Genomic DNA, 16472 nt, shown 5'->3' on the forward strand with positions numbered 1-16472 from the left:
TCCGACACTAGAGGAAGGACGCCTGCGGCGACGCGGCTTCTGTCTTGCTGCCCTGGGGCCCCTGTGGCACATCACCGCACTGCGCGCGGTTGCGCAGCACGTGCTCGATCACCACCAGCGCCAGCATCGCCTCGGCGATGGGCGTGGCGCGGATGCCCACGCACGGGTCGTGACGGCCCTTGGTGACGACCTCGACGGGGTTGTTGTGGATGTCGATCGACTGGCGCGGGCTGATGATCGAGCTGGTGGGCTTGATCGCGATGCTCACGTCCAGGTCCTGCCCCGAGCTGATGCCGCCGAGGATGCCACCCGCGTTGTTGGTGACGAAGCCCGTGGGCGTGATCGAGTCGCCGTGCGTGGTGCCGCGCTGGGTGACGCTGTCGAAGCCGGCGCCGATTTCCACCGCCTTCACCGCGTTGATGCCCATCATCGCGTAGGCGATCTCGGCGTCGAGCTTGTCGAAGAGCGGCTCGCCCAGGCCCACCGGGACGTTCGAGGCGGTCACGCGGATGCGCGCGCCGCACGAATCGCCGGCCTTGCGCAGGCGGTCCATGTAGTCCTCCAGCGCGCTCACGTCGGCGATGGGGGCGAAGAAGGGGTTGTTGGGTACGTGGTCCCAGCTCTCGAAGGGAATGGCGATCTCGCCGATCTGCGTCATGCAGCCGCGGAACACCATGCCGTACTTCTCGGCCAGCCATTTCTTGGCGACCGCGCCGGCCGCGACCATAGGCGCGGTCAGCCGTGCCGAGGAACGCCCGCCGCCGCGAGGATCGCGGATGCCGTACTTCTTCCAGTAGGTGAAGTCGGCGTGGCCCGGGCGGAACTGCTGGGCGATCTGGCCGTAGTCCTTGCTGCGCTGGTCGGTGTTCTGGATCAGCAGCGCGATGGGGGTGCCGGTGGTCTTGCCTTCGTACACGCCCGACAGAATCTGCACGGCGTCGGGCTCGTTGCGCTGGGTGACGTGGCGGCTGGTGCCGGGGCGGCGGCGGTCCAGGTCGCCCTGGATGTCAGCTTCGCTGAGTTCCATGCCCGGGGGGCATCCGTCGATGACGCAGCCGATGGCCGGGCCATGCGACTCGCCGAAATTGGTGACCGCGAAAAGAGTTCCGAAGGTGTTGCCGCTCATGGCGGGGATTATCCCGCCAAAGCGCTTCCCTCTCAGTCGGTCGTGCTTTCGAGCCGTTTGGACAGGGCCGCCACCTGCAGCTCGATGGCGAAGAGCCGCTCGTTCAGCACCGCCGTCTGGAGCCTGATCGCCTCGATGAGGGCCTTGGTCTGGGGGTCGGGGGCCTTGTCGCCCAGTTCGGCCAGGTCGTGCAGCTTCTTGCGCAGTTCGTTGCTCATGGAAGGGGCTCCGGTGGTCGCGTCGTGGAAGCCCCAGTATGGGGTTTCATCAGCGCTCCGGCAATGCGGCGGCACTCGGGGAATCCACGGGGAGCGCCTGCCCGGCGCCACCCGCCCCGCGCAGCCGGATCGCCACCAGTCCGGCGACGAACAGCAGCACCGCCGCACAGACGCCGGCCGTGAGCCGCATGCCGCGCATCAGGGCATCGCGGCCCGCATCGAGCAGTTCCGCGCCCGCACTGCCGCCGATCTGCCCGGCCAGCGCAACGGCGCCGCCCAGCGTGCTGCGGGCGGCCTCGACCTCCGAAACGCCCGCCAGACCCGCGGGCACGGCATCGGCCATGGTGCCGCGGTAGATCGCGGCGCCGATGGCTCCCAGGATCGCGATCCCCAGCGCCCCGCCGAATTCGGAGCTGGTCTCGGAGATCGCAGAGGCCACGCCCGCGCGCTCCGGAGGCGCGCTGCCCACCACCAGGTCGGTTGCCAGCGTGAAGACCGGCGCCAGCCCGAGCGAGGAGACGACCGCGCTACACACCATCCAGGCCAGCCCGTCCTGCGCGGGCAGCACGGCCAGCATGCCGAAGCCCAGCGCCGCCACTGCCAGCCCGCCGCCCATCACGAAGGCCGGCCGCATGCGCCGCACCAGCGCCGGAACGACCATGGAGCCGACGATGAAAGCGCCCGCCCCCGGCATGCTCCAGAGGCCGGCATGCAGGGGCGAAAGACCAAGCACCAGCTGCAGGTACTGGGCGTTGTAGAGGAAGATGCCGAACATCACGAAGCAGGCCAGCATGTAGGCGCCGAGCGAGACGGTGAAGGCCGGCAGGCGGAACAGGCCCAGGTCGATCATCGGGTCGGCCAGCCGCTGCTGCCGGCGCACGAACACCCATCCCAGGGCCAGGCCCAGCGCGATAGACAGCGCGGGCACCACGTCCGGCCCATGCTCGGCGATCTGCTTGACGCCGTAGATCACCGGCAGCACCGCGCCCAGCGAGAGCGCCACGCTGGCAAGGTCGAGCCGGGCCGCGTCGGGGTCGCGGTATTCGGGCAGCAGCAAGGGCCCGAGCACCAGCAGCAGCACCATCACCGGCACGCCGATCAGGAACACCGAGCCCCACGGGAAGAACTGCAGCAGCACGCCGCCGAGCACCGGGCCGATGACGGCGCCGGCCGAGTAGCTCGAGATCCACACGCCGATGGCGATGGTGCGCTGCCCCGGATCGAGGAACATGTTGCGGATCAGCGAGAGCGTGGACGGCGCCAGCGTCGCGCCCGCCACGCCGAGCAGCGCCCGCGTGGCGATGAGCATGCTGGCGCTGGTCGAGAAGGCCGCGAGCACCGAGGCGACGCCGAACGCCGCCGCGCCGATCAGCAGCAGGCGCCGCCGGCCGATGCGGTCGCCCAGCGTGCCCATGGTGACCAGCAGCCCGGCCACGAAGAAGCCGTAGATGTCGACGATCCACAGCAGCTGCGAGGCCGTGGGCTTGAGTTCTTCGCTGATCGACGGGATCGCGAGGTTCAGCACCGTGAGGTCCATCGAATAGAGCATGCAGGGCAGCGCTATGACGGCGAGGCCGGTCCACTCGCGCATCGTGGCGCGGGCCGGCGGCGGGGTGTTCTTCATTCGTTACGTGGCGAAAGGTCTCAGGCGGCGAGGTTCAGCCAAGCCTCCAGCTTGACGAGCGCACCGGTCCAGCCATGGTTGTGGGCGTCGCGCGCGGCTTCGTCGAAGAACTGTTCGTGCAGCAGCACCAGCTCGCAGCCCTCGGCATCGGGCTCGATGCGCAGCGTGACGCGCGACTCTCGCTCCGGCGTGCTGCGCCAGGCCCAGTTGAAGACCAGCTTGCGGTTCGGAACAACCTCGAGATACGTGCCGCTCACGTCGTGCGTTTCGCCGTCATTGGCGAGCATGGCGACCCGGAAGCGGCCGCCCACGCGCAGGTCGACCTCGGCGATCGGCACCGAGACGATTTCCTCTGGGCCGAACCAGAGCTTCAGCGCTTGCGGGTCGGTCCACGCGCGCCAGACCTTGTCGGGCGAGACCCGGTAGTGCCGCCTGAGGGTGAGCGAGGGGCGCTCTGCGCCGCCTGCGGAACGGTTCTCCATTCGGTCTCCTCCTGGTGATAGAGAAAGCGCGCCAGTGCATCGAGACGCCCGGCCCAGAACTTCTCGTAGCGAGACAACCACACGGCGGCTTCCTGCATGGGCCGGGGCGAGAGTTCGCAGCGCACGATGCGGCCCTCCTTCGTGCGGGAGATCAGGCCGGCGTCTTCCAGCACGCGCAGGTGCTTCATGAAACCGGTGAGGGACATGTCGTGCGGCTCGGCCAGTTCGGTCACGCTGAGGCTGCGTTCGCCAAGGGCTTCGAGCACGGCGCGCCGCGTGGAATCGGAGAGCGCGGCGAAGACTGCGTCGAGCGCATCGCTGTCGGGTCGGGTTGCTGACTGAACCATGCGGTTGAGTATCTGGAAGGCCCCCGGTGCCGTCAAGCCACTTCATGTCATGCGACGATGCGCAGCGATCAAGCCCATCCAGCACCGACAGAGGAAGCCCCAATGACCGAACTGCGCCAGCCCTATCCCCCCATCGCGCCCTACGAAAGCGGCATGCTCGACGTGGGCGACGGCCACCAGATCTATTACGAGCGCTGCGGCACTCCCGGGGCCAAGCCGGCGGTGTTCCTGCATGGCGGTCCCGGCGGCGGCGTCTCGCCGGAGCACCGGCGCCTGTTCGATCCGGCACGCTACGACCTGACGCTGTTCGATCAGCGCGGCTGCGGCCGCTCGCTGCCGCACGCCGGCCTGGAGGCCAACACGACCTGGCACCTTGTCGCCGACATCGAGCGCCTGCGCGAACGCGCCGGCGTCGACAAGTGGCTGGTGTTCGGCGGCTCATGGGGTTCGACGCTCGCCCTCGCCTACGCCCAGAAGCACCCCGAGCACGTGAGCGAACTGGTGCTGCGCGGCATCTACACCGTGACCCGCTCGGAGCTCCAGTGGTACTACCAGTTCGGCGTGTCGGAAATGTTTCCCGACAAGTGGGAGAAGTTCCAGGCGCCCATTCCCGAAGCCGAGCGCGGCGACATGATCGGCGCCTACCGCAAGCGGCTCACCGGCGACGACCCGGTGGCGCGGATCGAGGCGGCGCGCGCCTGGAGCGTGTGGGAGGCCGAGACCATCACCCTGCTGCCCAGCCCGGCGATTGCCGCGGCACATGGCGAAGATCATTTCGCGCTCGCCTTCGCACGGCTGGAAAACCACTACTTCGTGCACGACGCCTGGCTGGAACAAGGCCAACTGCTGCGCGAGGCGCACCGGCTGCACGGCATCCCCGGCGTGATCGTGCACGGCCGGTACGACATGCCCTGCCCCGCTCGCTATGCCTGGGCGCTGCACAAGGCCTGGCCGGAGGCGGAGTTCCACCTGATCGAGGGCGCGGGGCACGCCTATTCGGAGCCCGGCATCCTCGACCGATTGCTTCGCGCAACCGACGGCTTCGCAAGCCGCTGAATCGCGCGCGGCGGGTCCGTCCCGGGAACGCTTTATGCGTGTTGCACCGCAACACCCACCACCTGCGAAGGAGCGCCCCATGCTGGACCGTACCGCCACCCAGTTCTCCCATGTGAAGCCCGGCGACACCGAATTCGTATCGGGTGGTTTGCGTGACTTCTTTCTCTATCGCGACCTGGGCGTGGCGGAGGCCACCAACGGCAAGGTGATCGCGCATCTGGTCAAGGCCAACATGGCACCGGAAACGGGCACCGGCTGGCACCGCCATGAGGCGGACTTCCAGATCGTGATCATGGTCAAGGGCTGGGCCCGCTTCATGTACGAGGACAAGGAAACGCTGGTCGAGGCCGGCGACGTGGTGCACCAGCGCCCGGGCATCCGCCACTTCCTGTTCGACTACTCGCCCGACATGGAGTACCTGGAAATCGTCTCGCCGGCAGACTTCAAGAGCGTCGATGTGGAGCCGGTGTGCGAGGTGCCGGCGCCCACGCCCTGGAAGTAGCAGCTTCGCGCTCCACGACCCGCCACTTTCCGCACAGCCCCTAAACTCCCTCGGCTCACCAGACTGATAACAACCGAGGAGAGAGAACTTGCGTATTCAAACCACCCGCCTGACGGCCGGCGTGCTGCTCGCGTGCGCCGCTTTCGTGGCGCAGACCAGCCAAGCCGCATCGCCGACCACCACCCCGTCCGCTCCATCGACTCAGGCATCGACGGCCAGTTCGCTGGAAGCCGAACAGGACGCCGCGTTCAAGGCCGCCAAGGCCGTGCAGAAGGTCGGCCCCGTCGACATCACACTGCGCGACCAGGCCCACCTCCACCTGCCCGCCGGCTACGTGTGGGTGCCGACGCCCGCCGCCGCGCAGCTCATGCGCAGCATGGGCAACCGCACCGACGACACCTTCGTCGGCGCGATCTTCCCCGCCGACGACGCCGACTGGATGGCGGTGGTGAAGTTCGTGAAGGAGGGCTACATCAAGGACGACGACGCCAAGGACTGGAACGCCGACGACCTGCTCAAGAGCCTGAAGGAAGGCACCGAGGCCGCGAACGAGGAACGCGCCAAGCGCGGCATTCCTTCGATCGAGGTGACCGGCTGGGCACAGAAACCGCAGTACGACGCCGCCTCGCACCGCCTCGTGTGGTCGGCCCTGTCGAAGCGCAAGGGCGGCACCGACGGCAACCAGGGCGTCAACTACAACACCTACGCGCTGGGCCGCGAGGGCTACCTGAGCCTGAACCTCATCACCAACGCGAAGGACCTGGACAAGTACAAGCCCGACGCGAGCAAGCTCCTCGGCGCGATCCAGTACGACGACGGCAAGAAGTACGCCGACTTCAACTCGTCCACGGACAAGGTCGCCGCCTACGGCCTGGCCGCGCTGGTGGCCGGCGCGGCGGTGAAGAAGCTGGGCCTGTTCGCGATCATCGCGGCCTTCCTCGCCAAGTTCGCGAAGCTGGCGGTGGTGGCCGGCGGCGCGGCGCTCTGGGGCATCGCGAAGCTGTTCAAGCGCAACGGCTGACGGCCGTGGCGTTCAGCTTCCCTTGAACCTGGGCGCTCGCTTCTCCACGAAGGCGGCCACGCCCTCGCGCGCATCGGCGCTGGCTGCACGCTCGCGCAGCAGCCTGTGCTCCAGCGCAAGGTGCTGCTCGAAGGGCCGGCCGGGCGCGCCGGCGCAGAGCTGCTTGATGCCGGCGAAAGATGCGCTCGCACCATGCGTGAGCCGGGCCACCAACGCTTCGGCGGCGGCCGCGAGTTCGTCGTCCGGATGCAGCGCATCGACCGCGCCCCACGCAAGGCAGCGCTGGCTGTCGATGGAGTCGCTGAGCATCAGCAGCTGCTGTGCACGCACCGGCCCCACACGGCGCGCAAGGAAGTACGACGCGCCCGCATCCGGCGAAAGCCCGATGGCCGCATAGCCCGTACGCAGCTTCATCGATTCCGCGGCGAGCACGAAGTCGCCGCACAGCGCCAGCCCCACGCCCGCGCCGCCGACGGATCCGTTCACCGCGACGACCAGCGGCGCGGGGTTGTTCGACAGTCGCAGCAGCGCCGGGTGCAACCGGTCCAGGATCTCGTCGACCAGCGACGGCAGCGCTTCGCCCGCCGCCACGAACTCGTCGATGTCTCCACCGGCGCAGAACACGCGGCCTTCTCCGGTCAGCAGGATGACGCGCGGCTTGCCCGCCAGCACTTCGTCGATGGCCCGCACCAGCGCGTGGCCGCTGCGAACCCCTATCGCGTTGGCGCGCTCCGGCCGCTTCAGCACGATGCGGCCGATGCCCTCCTCCACACCCCAGGCGATGCCTTCGGCGGTCTGCATGCTCAGATGCCCGTCAGGCCGCCGCTGCACATCAGCGTCTGGCCGCTCACGTAGTCCGACTCGGGCGCGCACAGGAGGTACACGGCGCCGGCCGCCTCCTCGGGCGTGCCGCCGCGTCCCAGCGGAATCGACTGCTCCATCATCGCCAGCAGCCCCGGGTTGATGCCGACCTTGATCTCTCGGCCCTCGATGTTCGCGGTGGACGCCTCGGCGGTGCTGGCCGTCAGCCGCGTCTGGATGAAGCCGAAGGCTACGCAATTGACCGTCACGTTCATGCGGCCCCACTCCTTGGCCAGCGTCTGCGTGAGGCCGACGATGCCCGCCTTGCCCGCCGCGTAGTTCGCCTGCCCCGCATTGCCGAACAGCCCCGCCACCGACGAGATGTTGACCACCTTGCGCACCACGCGCCGGCCCGCCTCGGTCTCGGCCTTCGACAGCGCGCGGATCACCGGCTGCGCCGCGCGCAGGATGCGGAACGGCGCGGTCAGGTGCACGTCGATCATGGCGTACCACTGCTCGTCGGTCATCTTCTGCACCACGCTGTCCCATGTGTAGCCGGCGTTGTTGACGATGATGTCGAGCCCCTTGAACTCGCTCACCGCCGTGCCGACGAAGCGCTCCGCGAAATCGGGCGCGGCCACGCTGCCGGTGCATGCCACCGCCTGGCCGCCGGCCGCACGTATTTCCTGCACTGTTTCTTCCGCCGGCTGTGCGTCGAGATCGTTGACGACGATGCGCGCGCCTTCCGACGCGAGCTTGAGCGCGATGGCCCGGCCGATGCCGCGGCCCGAACCGGTGATGAGGGCGACCTTGCCGTCGAGCTTGGGTGTCATGTCTGCGTTCTTTCCTTGTCGTGTTGATTCAGCGCAGCGCAATGAGCGCCTCGCCGGCGATGCGCGTCTGCCCGTATTGATTGGCGCTGTGCACTTCCACGCGCACGCATCGCTCGCCTTCGTGCTCCAGCTTCTCGACCACACGGCCGCCGCAGCGCACCGCGTGCCCCAGGTGGGTGATGCCCTGGAAGCGCACGTCGAAGCGGCGCAGCTGCGACTGCGGCGCCCACTGCGTGAGCAGCCTGCCCAGCCAGGCCATGCCCAGCATGCCCTGCGCGAACACGTCGGGCATGCCGGACTTGCGCGCGAAGTCGGTGTCGATGTGGATGGGGTTGTGGTCGCCGGACGCGCCCGCGAACAGTGCGAGCGTGGTGCGGTTCACGGGCGGCAGCTGCAGCGCGGGCAGCTCGTCGCCGACGTTCACGGCGTCGTAGGTCGGTTCGGTCATCGGTGCGGGCTCCTTCGTCAATGGCGGCAGACGATCACCGAGCGCAGCTCGGCCACCAGCTCGTCGCGCTGATTGGTGGCGCGCGATGTCTTGACGACGAATTCGAGCGCGCCGTTCTTCTTGTCGTAGATGTCGGTGATGGTGGAACGCACCGTCACAGTGTCGCCCACGCAGGCCGGCCGGTGGTAGCTGAAGCCCTGCTCGCCGTGCAGCAGCTTCGACAGCGGAATGCCCAGGCCGGCCAGCAGCCGGTCGGAGGCGCCCGAGTCCAGCTCGGCCGCGAACAGGAAGGTCGGCGGCGCGGGCAGGTCGGGGTAGCCGGCGTCGCGCGCGGCGGCGGCATCGGTGTAGACGGGGTCGGTCTCGCCGATGGCTTTGGCGAAGAACTGCAGCCGGCTTCGCTCGATGGGCAGCACCGATGCTGGCAGTTCGTGGCCGATCCACTTCCTATCGATCATCTGGCAGCCCTTCTCTCAGACGCGCTCGTAGAGCGTGACCACGCAGGCGCCGCCCAGCCCGAGGTTGTGCTGCAGCGCGAGCCGCGCGCCCTCCACCTGCCGCTTTTCTGCCGTGCCGCGAAGCTGCTGGACCAGCTCGGTGCACTGCGCCAGCCCCGTCGCGCCCAGCGGGTGTCCCTTCGACAGCAGCCCGCCCGACGGGTTGGTGACGACCTTGCCGCCATAGGTGTTGTCGCCGTCCACCACGAACTTCTCCGCGCCGCCCACCGGGCACAGGCCCAGCGCCTCGTAGCTCAGCAGCTCGTTGTGCGCGAAGCAGTCGTGCAGTTCGACCACGTCGACGTCCTGCGGCCCGACGCCTGCCGCGTCGTACACCTTCTGCGCGGCCTCCTGCGCCATGCTGAAGCCGACCACCTCGCGCATGTCGCGGCTCTCGAAGGTGATGGGGCGGTCGGTGGTCATGGCCTGTGCCTTGATGCGCACGCTGCGGTCCAGCCCGTGGCGTTCGGCGAAACGGGGAGAACAGACGATGGCCGCCGCCGCACCGCAGGTGGGCGGGCAGGCCATCAGGCGCGTCATCACGCCGGACCACATGACGGGTGCGGCCATCACCTCGTCTTCGGTGACGACGGTGCGGAACAGCGCCACTGGGTTGTTCGCCGCGTGGCGGCTGGCCTTGGCGCGGATCTTCGCGAAGGTCGACATCTGCGTGCCGTACTGCTGCATGTGCGCGAGACCCGCGCCGCCGAAGTAGCGCAGCGCGAGCGGCACCTGCTCGTTGCCGACCAGCTCGTCGGTGATGTTCTCGAAGTGGTCGAAGGGGCTGGGCCGGTCGTTGAACACCGCGCCGAGCGCGCCGGGACTCATGTGCTCGAAGCCCAACGCCAGCACGCAGTCGGCCGCGCCGCTGGCCACCGCCTGGCGCGCGAGGAACAAAGCCGTCGAGCCGGTCGAGCAGTTGTTGTTGACGTTGACGACCGGAATGCCCGTCATGCCCACTTCGTAGAGAGCGCGCTGGCCGGCGGTGGAGTCGCCGTACACGTAGCCCACGTAGGCTTGCTGCACCAATTCGTAGCCGATGCCGGCGTCCTTCAGAGCGGTGTTCGTGGCCTGTGCGGCCATCTGGGGATAGGGCTGGTTCGCGCCCGGCTTGGTGAACGGGATCATGCCGACTCCGACCACGTGAACGTCTTGACTCATGAAAGGCTCCTTGTCTGGAAGTTCGAAAAGAAAGGTAGAGCGGGCTCAGGCCACGCTGCGCTGCCGGCCCTGCCAGAACGGCTCGCGCAGCTTGGTCTTGAGCACCTTGCCTGCGCCCGAGAGCGGCAGCGCATCGACGACGGCCACGCTGCGCGGGCACTTGTAGCCGGCGATCAGCGTCTTGCAGTGGGCGATCAGCTCCTCGGGCTGCACGCCCTGCCCCGGCTTGAGCATCAGCACGGCATGCACCGCCTCGCCCCACTCTTCGCTGGGAATGCCGATGACGGCGCAGGCAGCCACCGCGGGATGCTGGTTGATGGCGTTCTCGACCTCGGCCGAGTAGACGTTCTCGCCGCCGCTGATGATCATGTCCTTCATGCGGTCGACCACGAAGATGAAGCCGTCGTCGTCCATGTAGGCGCCGTCGCCGGTGTGCATCCAGCCGTCGCGCAGCGCGGCGGCGGTCTGCTCGGGCTTGTTCCAGTAGCCCTGCATCACATTGGGCCCGCGCACCACCACCTCGCCGACGGTGCCGCGCGGCACCTCCTTGTCGTCGGCATCGACCACGCGCACTTCCATGCACACGCTGGCGCGGCCGGCCGCACGCAGCTTGCCGCGCTTGCGGCCCTCGGCCGTGTGGAAGTACGCCGGGTTGAGCGTGGCGATGGGCGACAGCTCCGTCATGCCGTAGGCCTGCACGAAGCCCACGCCCGGGAACGCCTCCATCGCGCGGTTGAGCACGGCCTCGGAGATCGGCGAGGCGCCGTAGGTGATGTTCTTCAGGCTGCTCAGGTCGCGCGGCTGCCGCATGGCGGGGTGGTCCACCAGCATCTGGATCATGGTGGGCACCAACAGCAGGCTGGTCACGCGGTCGCGCTCGATGGTGTCGAGCACGCCCTCGGGCGTGAACATGGGAATGATGGCGTGCGTGTTGCCCGTGAACCAGTGCGGCGTGGCCAGCCCCATGTCGGCCAGGTGGAACATGGGCGCGGCATGCAGGTAGCAGCCGTCGGCCGGTGCCAGCCCTTCCGCCTGCGCCGCGAGCGCCGAGCTGCAGATGTTGGTGTGGCTCAGCATCACGCCCTTGGGAAAGCCGGTGGTGCCGCCGGTGTAGAAGATGCCGGCCAGGTCCTCGCCGCGGCGCACGGCGTCGGGCACCGGTGCCGCCGCGTCGATCAGGCCCTCGTAGCTGTGCATGCCGGCGGGCACGGGCCCCTCGCCGCAGTAGACGACCTCGCGCAGGCTCTTCGACTGGCCGCGCATCTGCTCGACGACCGCGCGGAAGGTCTCGTCGACCAGCAGGATGCCCGAGCCCGAGTCTTCCAGCGAGTACAGGATCTCGGCGGCCGACCAGCGGATGTTGCAGGGGTTGAGCACGCCGCCGCCCCAGGGCACGGCCATCTGGTATTCCAGGTAGCGGTCAGAGTTGAGCGACAGCATGGCGACGCGGTCTCCCGCCTGCATGCCCAGCCGCTGCAGCGCGCCGGCCAGGCGGGCGACGCGTTCGGCAAAGTCGCGGAATGTCCGGACACGGCCGGCGAAACGCACGGCAATGGCGTCGGGGCGCTGCTGCACGGCCCGGTGAAGGCCCTGGGTCAGGTACATGGGTTTGTCTCCGTCTCGTTCTTGTGCAGACGCATGGTAGAAATCCAGCCGCCGCCCGGCGATTGCACTTCGCTTCGATCGCATGGCAGAAAAGGTCAATCGACACAGACATGCTGCAGCCGCCCGTCACCATCCCGATCGCCTTCGTCCTCGGCATGCTGTCGGGCATCCGCGCGCGGCCCGGCGAGGCGCTGGTGGACGTGGAAAAGGCGCTGGAAGACGCGGGCATCGCCCCGGCACTCCTCGACGAGGCCGCAGCCCGCGTCACGGCCGAGCAGTACGTGGCCCTCTTCGCGCTGCTGATGGAGCGCCTGGACGACGAGGCGCTGGGTTTTCTCACGCGGCGCCTGCGCTGCGGCAGCTTCGCGCTGATGACGCGCTCCACCCTGGGCGCGCGCACCTTCGAGGTGGCGCTGCGCCGCGTGGCCCGCACATTCGACCTGCTGCAGGACGACCTCTCGCTGGTGCTGCTGCACGACGGCCCCCTCGCGGGCTTCGGGCTGCGGCTGAACATCCAGCCGCCCAAGCACCAGAACTTTTTGCACGAGCTGATGCTGCGGGTGTACTGGCGGCTCTTCGCCTGGCTGCACGGCGGCCGGCTGCAGGCTCGCCGCTTCGACTTCGGCTTCGAGCCGCCGCCCTATGCCGACGGCTACGCCAAGGTGTTCCCGGGCCCGCTGCAGTTCGGCCAGCCCCTGTCGGCCGTATGGTTCGACGCCGCCGCGCTCGACACGCCGGTGCACCGCGACGCGCAGGAGATCCAGGCCTTCCTGGCGGCCTCTCCGGCCAACGTGATCCTGCCCCGGCTGGCCGAGCAGGCAGTGAGCGCAAAGGTGCGCGCGGTGCTGCAGCAGCATCGCCCGACATGGGCCGACCTCGCCACCACCGCGGGCGTGCTGCACATGTCGGTCAGCACGCTGCAGCGGCATCTGGCCACCGAGGGCACATCATTCCAGGCGCTGAAGGACCAGTTGCGGCGCGACCTCGCCATCGTGCGGCTCAACACCAGCACCGTGCCCCTCGCGGCGCTGGCCGACGAGCTGGGCTTTGCCGACAGCGCGGCCTTCCAGCGGGCCTTCAAGGCATGGACCGGCGGCGCGCCGGGCTCGTACAGGCGACGCCAGCAGGCCGACTGAGTTTTCAGGACTTTCCGGAATTACAGCCATCCGCGCGACAATCCCGCGCATGGCCAACTCTTCCGATCTCCCGCCCCTCAACCGCCAGTTCGTCGCCCATTTCGGCGAAATGGGCAGCAAGTGGGGCATCAACCGCACAGTCGGGCAGATCTACGCGCTGATCTTCCTCTCGGAGCGCGCGCTCAACGCCGACGAGATCGCCGAACTGCTCGAGTTCTCGCGCTCCAACGTCAGCATGGGCCTGAAGGAACTGCAGGCATGGCGGCTGGTGCACCTGCGGCATCACCCCGGCGACCGGCGCGAATACTTCGAGGCACCTTCCGACGTGTGGGAAATTTTCCGCGTGCTGGCCGAGGAGCGCCGCCGCCGCGAGATCGAACCGACCCTCTCCATGCTTCGCAACGCCCTGCTCGAATCGCCCACGAGCGAAGCCGAGCGCCACGCGCAAGAGCGCATGCGCGAGATGCACGACCTCATCGACCGGCTGATGAAATGGTTCGACGACGTGCAGCGGCTCGCGCCCGAAACCGCCATGAAGCTCATGGGCATGGGCGCGACGGTGACGAAGGTGCTGACGCTGAAAGACCGCATCACCGGCGGCGCGGCGTCGAAAAAGAAGGCTGCCGAGTAAGCCGGCCGCCCTCTTCCGGGGGCTACAGCCGCTCCTGCCCCGATGACGGCTCGGGCGTCCCGAGCTTGGCCTTGCGGACGGCCTCGTCGTCCATCAGCTCGTACCACATGGCGTTGAGCACGGCGAATGCGGCTGCCAGCGGCAGGCCGAGAATCCAGGCGAAGTACCACATCTTCGATTCCTCCTTTGATTGGTCAGTAGGCGTGGCCGCTCTCGTCGCGGATCGCCTGTTCGTCGACCTTGCCCCACAGCACGCGGTAGACCCAGCTCGTGTAGGCCACGATCAGCGGAATGAAGACGGCAGTGACCACCAGCATGATGAACAGCGTGAGGTGGCTCGATGACGAGTCCCATACCGTGAGGCTGGCGCGCGGGTCGATGGACGACGGCAGGATGAACGGGAACATCGAGGCGCCCACGCTGAGGATGATGCCGGCGATGCCGAGCGCAGCCGCGAGCAGCGCGAACACCGGGCGGCGCAGCGCGAGCCCCAGCAGCGCACCGAGCGCGCCGACGAAGCCGGCCGCCGGAGCCGCCAGCGTCCATGGGTGCGCCGCGTAGTTGGCGGTCCACGCGCCCGCATGCAACTCGACCGTCTTCAGCAGCGGGTTCGAAGGCCCCGTCGCGTCGATCACGCTGCTGATGCGAAAGCCGCCGATGCTCGTGGCCAGCAGCACCCCTGCCAGCGCGTAGAGCACCACGGTGAGCACGGCGGCAACCATGCCGTAGCTGCGCGCACGCCCGGCCACCGGCCCGGCGGTCTTCAGCAACAGCCACGCGGCGCCGTGCATCACCAGCATCGCCACGGACACCAGCCCGCACAGGATGGCGAACGGATTCAGCAGGCCGAAGAAGCTGCCGTCGTAGAAGATGTGCATGTCGGGGTTGAAGCGGAACGGCACGCCCTGCAGCACGTTGCCCACGGCCACGCCGCAGATCAGCGCCGGCACGAAGCCGCTGAAGAACAGCACCCAGTCCCAGCGCGCGCGCCACTGCGCAGACTCGCGCTTGCTGCGGAACTTGAAGGCCACGGGCCGCAGGATCAGCGCCGTGAGGATCACGAACATCGCCAGGTAGAAGCCCGAGAAGGAGACGGCGTAGAGCTGCGGCCATGCCGCGAAGATCGCGCCGCCGCCCAGGATCAGCCAGACCTGGTTGCCCTCCCAGACCGGGCCGACGCTGTTGATGACGACGCGGCGCTCGATGTCGTTGCGCGCGGCGAAGGGCAGCAGCATGCCGCTGCCCAGGTCGAAGCCGTCGGTGACGGCGAAGCCCACCAGCAGCACGCCGATCAGCAGCCACCAGATGAAGCGCAGCGTGTCGTAGTCGAGAAGTGTGTGAAGGATCATGCTGCGCTCCCGGTGGATGGCGTTGCGATGGCCGCGCCCGCGTGGGCCGGCGGAATGTGCGAGAGCGTGTCGCCCTCGTCGGGCGCGTGCTCGGCCTGCGGCCCCTTGCGGATGGCCTTGAGCATGAGCTTCATCTCGATGACGAGCAGCGCGGTGTAGATCGCGATGAAGCCCGCCAGCGTGAGCAGCAGCGTCTTCACGCCGAGGTTCGACACGGCCACCGCGGTCGGCAGAACGCCCTCGATCACCCACGGCTGGCGCCCGAACTCCGCCACCAGCCAGCCCGACTCGATGGCGATCCACGGCAGCGGGATCGCGAACACGGCGAGCTTCAGCAGCCAGCGGTGGCTGTCGAGCCTGCGGCGCGCGGAGAGCACAAAGAAGGTGCCGGTCAGAAGGATCAGCAGCACGCCGATGCCCACCATCACGCGGAACAGCCAGAAGAGCGGCGCCACCTGCGGCACGGTGTCCCACGCGGCCTTGGCGATCTGCTCGTCGGTGGCCTGGCGCGGGTCGTCCACGTAGCGCTTGAGCAGCAGCGCGTAGCCCATGTTGATGCCGTTGTCCTCGAAGTCGCCGCGCACGCCCTGCGTCACCTTGTCGGTGCCGCCGGCCTCGCGGATCTTCTGCAGCGCGTCGTAGGCCTTGATGCCTTCGCGAATGCGCACCTCCGCGCGCTTCACCAGTTCGTCGATGCCGGGCATGACGGCGTCGAGCGAACGCGTGCCGATGAGGCCCATCACGCCAGGAATGTGGATCGCGTAGTGCGTCTCGCGAGCCTCCTGGTCGGGGAAGCCGACCACGGTGAAGGCGGCGGGCGCGGGCTGCGTCTCCCACATGGCCTCGATGGCGGCCAGCTTCATCTTCTGGTGCTCGCCCGAGAGATAGCCGCTCTCGTCGCCGAGCACCGCCACGGAGAGCGCTGCGGCCAGGCCGAACGAGGCCGCGACCGTCATCGAGCGCTTGGCGAGTTCGAGGTGACGCCCCTTGAGCACGTACCACGCAGAAACGCCGAGCACGAACACCGCGGCGCACACATAGCCGGCCGACACGGTATGGACGAACTTGGCCTGCGCGACCGGGTTGGTCAGCACGGCGGCGAAGTCGGTCACTTCCATGCGCATGGTCTGCGGATTGAAGGCTGCGCCCACGGGGTTCTGCATCCAGCCGTTGGCGATGAGGATCCACAGCGCCGAGAAATTGGAGCCGATGGCCACGGCCCAGGTGGCGATCAGGTGGCCGACCTTGGAGAGCTTGTCCCAGCCGAAGAAGAACAGGCCGACGAAGGTGGCCTCCATGAAGAAGGCCATCAGCCCCTCGATGGCCAGCGGCGCGCCGAAGATGTCGCCGACGTAGTGGCTGTAGTAGCTCCAGTTCATGCCGAACTGGAACTCCATCACGATGCCGGTGGCGACGCCCATCGCGAAGTTGATGCCGAAGAGCACGCCCCAGAACTTCGTCATGTCGCGCCAGATCACGCGGCCGGTCATGACGTAGACCGTCTCCATGATGGCGATGATGATCGAGAGTCCGAGCGTCAACGGCACGAACAGGAAGTGGTACAGCGCCGTGACGGCGAACTGCAGGCGCGATAACGCGACGATGTCGAGGTCCATGGGGGTTCTTCCTTTGTGT

At 68.3% G+C, this 16472-nt stretch carries 19 protein-coding genes; 5 read left to right on the forward strand and 14 right to left on the reverse strand.

The genetic code is table 11. The annotated features are described in order from the left end of the window. Window positions 1-7: 7 nt before the first annotated feature. The 5 genes from aroC to ABL838_RS19330 are packed head-to-tail and all read right to left on the reverse strand — an operon-like array spanning window position 8 to window position 3797. Window positions 8-1126, reverse strand: a complete 1119-nt coding sequence (gene aroC / locus ABL838_RS19310) for a chorismate synthase (RefSeq protein WP_418116953.1) — start codon at window positions 1124-1126, stop codon at window positions 8-10. A gap of 32 nt (window positions 1127-1158) precedes the next feature. Continuing rightward, window positions 1159-1344 carry a hypothetical protein gene (locus ABL838_RS19315; RefSeq protein WP_126021843.1) on the reverse strand — a complete coding sequence of 62 codons (186 nt, stop codon included), beginning with the start codon at window positions 1342-1344 and terminating at the stop codon, window positions 1159-1161. A 49-nt stretch (window positions 1345-1393) separates the two neighbouring features. Then, on the reverse strand, window positions 1394-2968 hold the full coding sequence (locus ABL838_RS19320) for an MFS transporter (protein WP_418121519.1): 1575 nt from the start codon (window positions 2966-2968) through the stop codon (window positions 1394-1396). A gap of 20 nt (window positions 2969-2988) precedes the next feature. Continuing rightward, complete coding sequence (locus tag ABL838_RS19325) at window positions 2989-3450, reverse strand: SRPBCC family protein (protein ID WP_418121520.1); 462 nt, start codon at window positions 3448-3450, stop codon at window positions 2989-2991. Continuing rightward, window positions 3339-3797, reverse strand: coding sequence for an ArsR/SmtB family transcription factor (locus ABL838_RS19330; RefSeq protein WP_418121521.1), 459 nt, complete (start codon window positions 3795-3797; stop codon window positions 3339-3341). Before ABL838_RS19330 ends, ABL838_RS19325 begins: the two co-directional genes overlap by 112 nt. 102 nt (window positions 3798-3899) lie before the next feature. Between ABL838_RS19330 and pip the strand changes: the two genes are divergently transcribed. From pip to ABL838_RS19345, 3 genes are all read left to right on the forward strand, one after another. After that, window positions 3900-4853 (forward strand): prolyl aminopeptidase, encoded by a 954-nt coding sequence (gene pip / locus ABL838_RS19335; RefSeq protein ID WP_418121522.1) that lies wholly within the window; start codon window positions 3900-3902, stop codon window positions 4851-4853. A gap of 79 nt (window positions 4854-4932) precedes the next feature. Then, entirely contained in the window at window positions 4933-5355 is a 423-nt protein-coding gene (locus ABL838_RS19340) for a cupin domain-containing protein (protein ID WP_093201273.1), read from the forward strand. 88 nt (window positions 5356-5443) lie between these two features. Beyond that, a complete protein-coding gene (locus tag ABL838_RS19345; RefSeq protein ID WP_418121523.1) occupies window positions 5444-6376 on the forward strand; it encodes a DUF2167 domain-containing protein in 933 nt (310 codons plus the stop codon). Between the two features lie 12 nt (window positions 6377-6388). Here the strand turns inward: ABL838_RS19345 and ABL838_RS19350 are convergent, their stop codons facing one another. The 6 genes from ABL838_RS19350 to ABL838_RS19375 are packed head-to-tail and all read right to left on the reverse strand — an operon-like array spanning window position 6389 to window position 11721. Further along, window positions 6389-7177, reverse strand: coding sequence for an enoyl-CoA hydratase/isomerase family protein (locus ABL838_RS19350; protein WP_418121524.1), 789 nt, complete (start codon window positions 7175-7177; stop codon window positions 6389-6391). Window positions 7178-7179: 2 nt separating this feature from the next. Then, complete coding sequence (locus tag ABL838_RS19355) at window positions 7180-8010, reverse strand: SDR family NAD(P)-dependent oxidoreductase (RefSeq protein WP_019658647.1); 831 nt, start codon at window positions 8008-8010, stop codon at window positions 7180-7182. Between the two features lie 28 nt (window positions 8011-8038). After that, window positions 8039-8458 carry a MaoC family dehydratase gene (locus tag ABL838_RS19360; RefSeq protein WP_369661700.1) on the reverse strand — a complete coding sequence of 140 codons (420 nt, stop codon included), beginning with the start codon at window positions 8456-8458 and terminating at the stop codon, window positions 8039-8041. 17 nt (window positions 8459-8475) lie between these two features. After that, window positions 8476-8916, reverse strand: coding sequence for a MaoC family dehydratase N-terminal domain-containing protein (locus tag ABL838_RS19365; protein WP_184636781.1), 441 nt, complete (start codon window positions 8914-8916; stop codon window positions 8476-8478). A gap of 15 nt (window positions 8917-8931) precedes the next feature. Then, window positions 8932-10116: a lipid-transfer protein gene (locus ABL838_RS19370; RefSeq protein ID WP_418121525.1), complete on the reverse strand. Its 1185-nt coding sequence runs from the start codon at window positions 10114-10116 to the stop codon at window positions 8932-8934. 45 nt (window positions 10117-10161) lie between these two features. Beyond that, window positions 10162-11721 (reverse strand): long-chain-fatty-acid--CoA ligase, encoded by a 1560-nt coding sequence (locus ABL838_RS19375; protein WP_418121526.1) that lies wholly within the window; start codon window positions 11719-11721, stop codon window positions 10162-10164. 110 nt (window positions 11722-11831) lie between these two features. On the opposite strand from ABL838_RS19375, the gene ABL838_RS19380 reads away from it, so the two are divergent. Together ABL838_RS19380 and ABL838_RS19385 are read left to right on the forward strand one after the other, a co-directional pair. Then, window positions 11832-12857: an AraC family transcriptional regulator gene (locus tag ABL838_RS19380; protein WP_418121527.1), complete on the forward strand. Its 1026-nt coding sequence runs from the start codon at window positions 11832-11834 to the stop codon at window positions 12855-12857. Window positions 12858-12906: 49 nt separating this feature from the next. Continuing rightward, window positions 12907-13488 (forward strand): GbsR/MarR family transcriptional regulator, encoded by a 582-nt coding sequence (locus ABL838_RS19385; RefSeq protein WP_126021832.1) that lies wholly within the window; start codon window positions 12907-12909, stop codon window positions 13486-13488. 22 nt (window positions 13489-13510) lie between these two features. Here ABL838_RS19385 and cydX read toward each other — a convergent pair whose 3' ends face one another. The 3 genes from cydX to ABL838_RS19400 are packed head-to-tail and all read right to left on the reverse strand — an operon-like array spanning window position 13511 to window position 16453. Continuing rightward, complete coding sequence (cydX, locus tag ABL838_RS19390; protein ID WP_093201312.1) at window positions 13511-13660, reverse strand: cytochrome bd-I oxidase subunit CydX; 150 nt, start codon at window positions 13658-13660, stop codon at window positions 13511-13513. Between the two features lie 22 nt (window positions 13661-13682). Continuing rightward, window positions 13683-14837 carry a cytochrome d ubiquinol oxidase subunit II gene (gene cydB / locus ABL838_RS19395; protein WP_418121528.1) on the reverse strand — a complete coding sequence of 385 codons (1155 nt, stop codon included), beginning with the start codon at window positions 14835-14837 and terminating at the stop codon, window positions 13683-13685. Further along, window positions 14834-16453, reverse strand: a complete 1620-nt coding sequence (locus ABL838_RS19400; protein ID WP_418121529.1) for a cytochrome ubiquinol oxidase subunit I — start codon at window positions 16451-16453, stop codon at window positions 14834-14836. The genes cydB and ABL838_RS19400 overlap by 4 nt, the downstream gene beginning before the upstream one ends. Between the last annotated feature and the right edge of the window lie 19 nt (window positions 16454-16472).

Origin of the sequence: Variovorax sp. 160MFSha2.1 (genome assembly GCF_048305075.1) — a bacterium.
Lineage (GTDB): Bacteria > Pseudomonadota > Gammaproteobacteria > Burkholderiales > Burkholderiaceae_C > Variovorax > Variovorax guangxiensis.

Coding starts and splice junctions, on each gene's coding strand:
- aroC (WP_418116953.1), bottom strand. CDS start 1,126: ATGAGCGGCAACACCTTCGGAACTCTTTTCGCGGTCACCAATTTCGGC.
- ABL838_RS19315 (WP_126021843.1), bottom strand. CDS start 1,344: ATGAGCAACGAACTGCGCAAGAAGCTGCACGACCTGGCCGAACTGGGC.
- ABL838_RS19320 (WP_418121519.1), bottom strand. CDS start 2,968: ATGAAGAACACCCCGCCGCCGGCCCGCGCCACGATGCGCGAGTGGACC.
- ABL838_RS19325 (WP_418121520.1), bottom strand. CDS start 3,450: ATGGAGAACCGTTCCGCAGGCGGCGCAGAGCGCCCCTCGCTCACCCTC.
- ABL838_RS19330 (WP_418121521.1), bottom strand. CDS start 3,797: ATGGTTCAGTCAGCAACCCGACCCGACAGCGATGCGCTCGACGCAGTC.
- pip (WP_418121522.1), top strand. CDS start 3,900: ATGACCGAACTGCGCCAGCCCTATCCCCCCATCGCGCCCTACGAAAGC.
- ABL838_RS19340 (WP_093201273.1), top strand. CDS start 4,933: ATGCTGGACCGTACCGCCACCCAGTTCTCCCATGTGAAGCCCGGCGAC.
- ABL838_RS19350 (WP_418121524.1), bottom strand. CDS start 7,177: ATGCAGACCGCCGAAGGCATCGCCTGGGGTGTGGAGGAGGGCATCGGC.
- ABL838_RS19355 (WP_019658647.1), bottom strand. CDS start 8,010: ATGACACCCAAGCTCGACGGCAAGGTCGCCCTCATCACCGGTTCGGGC.
- ABL838_RS19360 (WP_369661700.1), bottom strand. CDS start 8,458: ATGACCGAACCGACCTACGACGCCGTGAACGTCGGCGACGAGCTGCCC.
- ABL838_RS19365 (WP_184636781.1), bottom strand. CDS start 8,916: ATGATCGATAGGAAGTGGATCGGCCACGAACTGCCAGCATCGGTGCTG.
- ABL838_RS19370 (WP_418121525.1), bottom strand. CDS start 10,116: ATGAGTCAAGACGTTCACGTGGTCGGAGTCGGCATGATCCCGTTCACC.
- ABL838_RS19375 (WP_418121526.1), bottom strand. CDS start 11,721: ATGTACCTGACCCAGGGCCTTCACCGGGCCGTGCAGCAGCGCCCCGAC.
- ABL838_RS19380 (WP_418121527.1), top strand. CDS start 11,832: ATGCTGCAGCCGCCCGTCACCATCCCGATCGCCTTCGTCCTCGGCATG.
- ABL838_RS19385 (WP_126021832.1), top strand. CDS start 12,907: ATGGCCAACTCTTCCGATCTCCCGCCCCTCAACCGCCAGTTCGTCGCC.
- cydX (WP_093201312.1), bottom strand. CDS start 13,660: ATGTGGTACTTCGCCTGGATTCTCGGCCTGCCGCTGGCAGCCGCATTC.
- cydB (WP_418121528.1), bottom strand. CDS start 14,837: ATGATCCTTCACACACTTCTCGACTACGACACGCTGCGCTTCATCTGG.
- ABL838_RS19400 (WP_418121529.1), bottom strand. CDS start 16,453: ATGGACCTCGACATCGTCGCGTTATCGCGCCTGCAGTTCGCCGTCACG.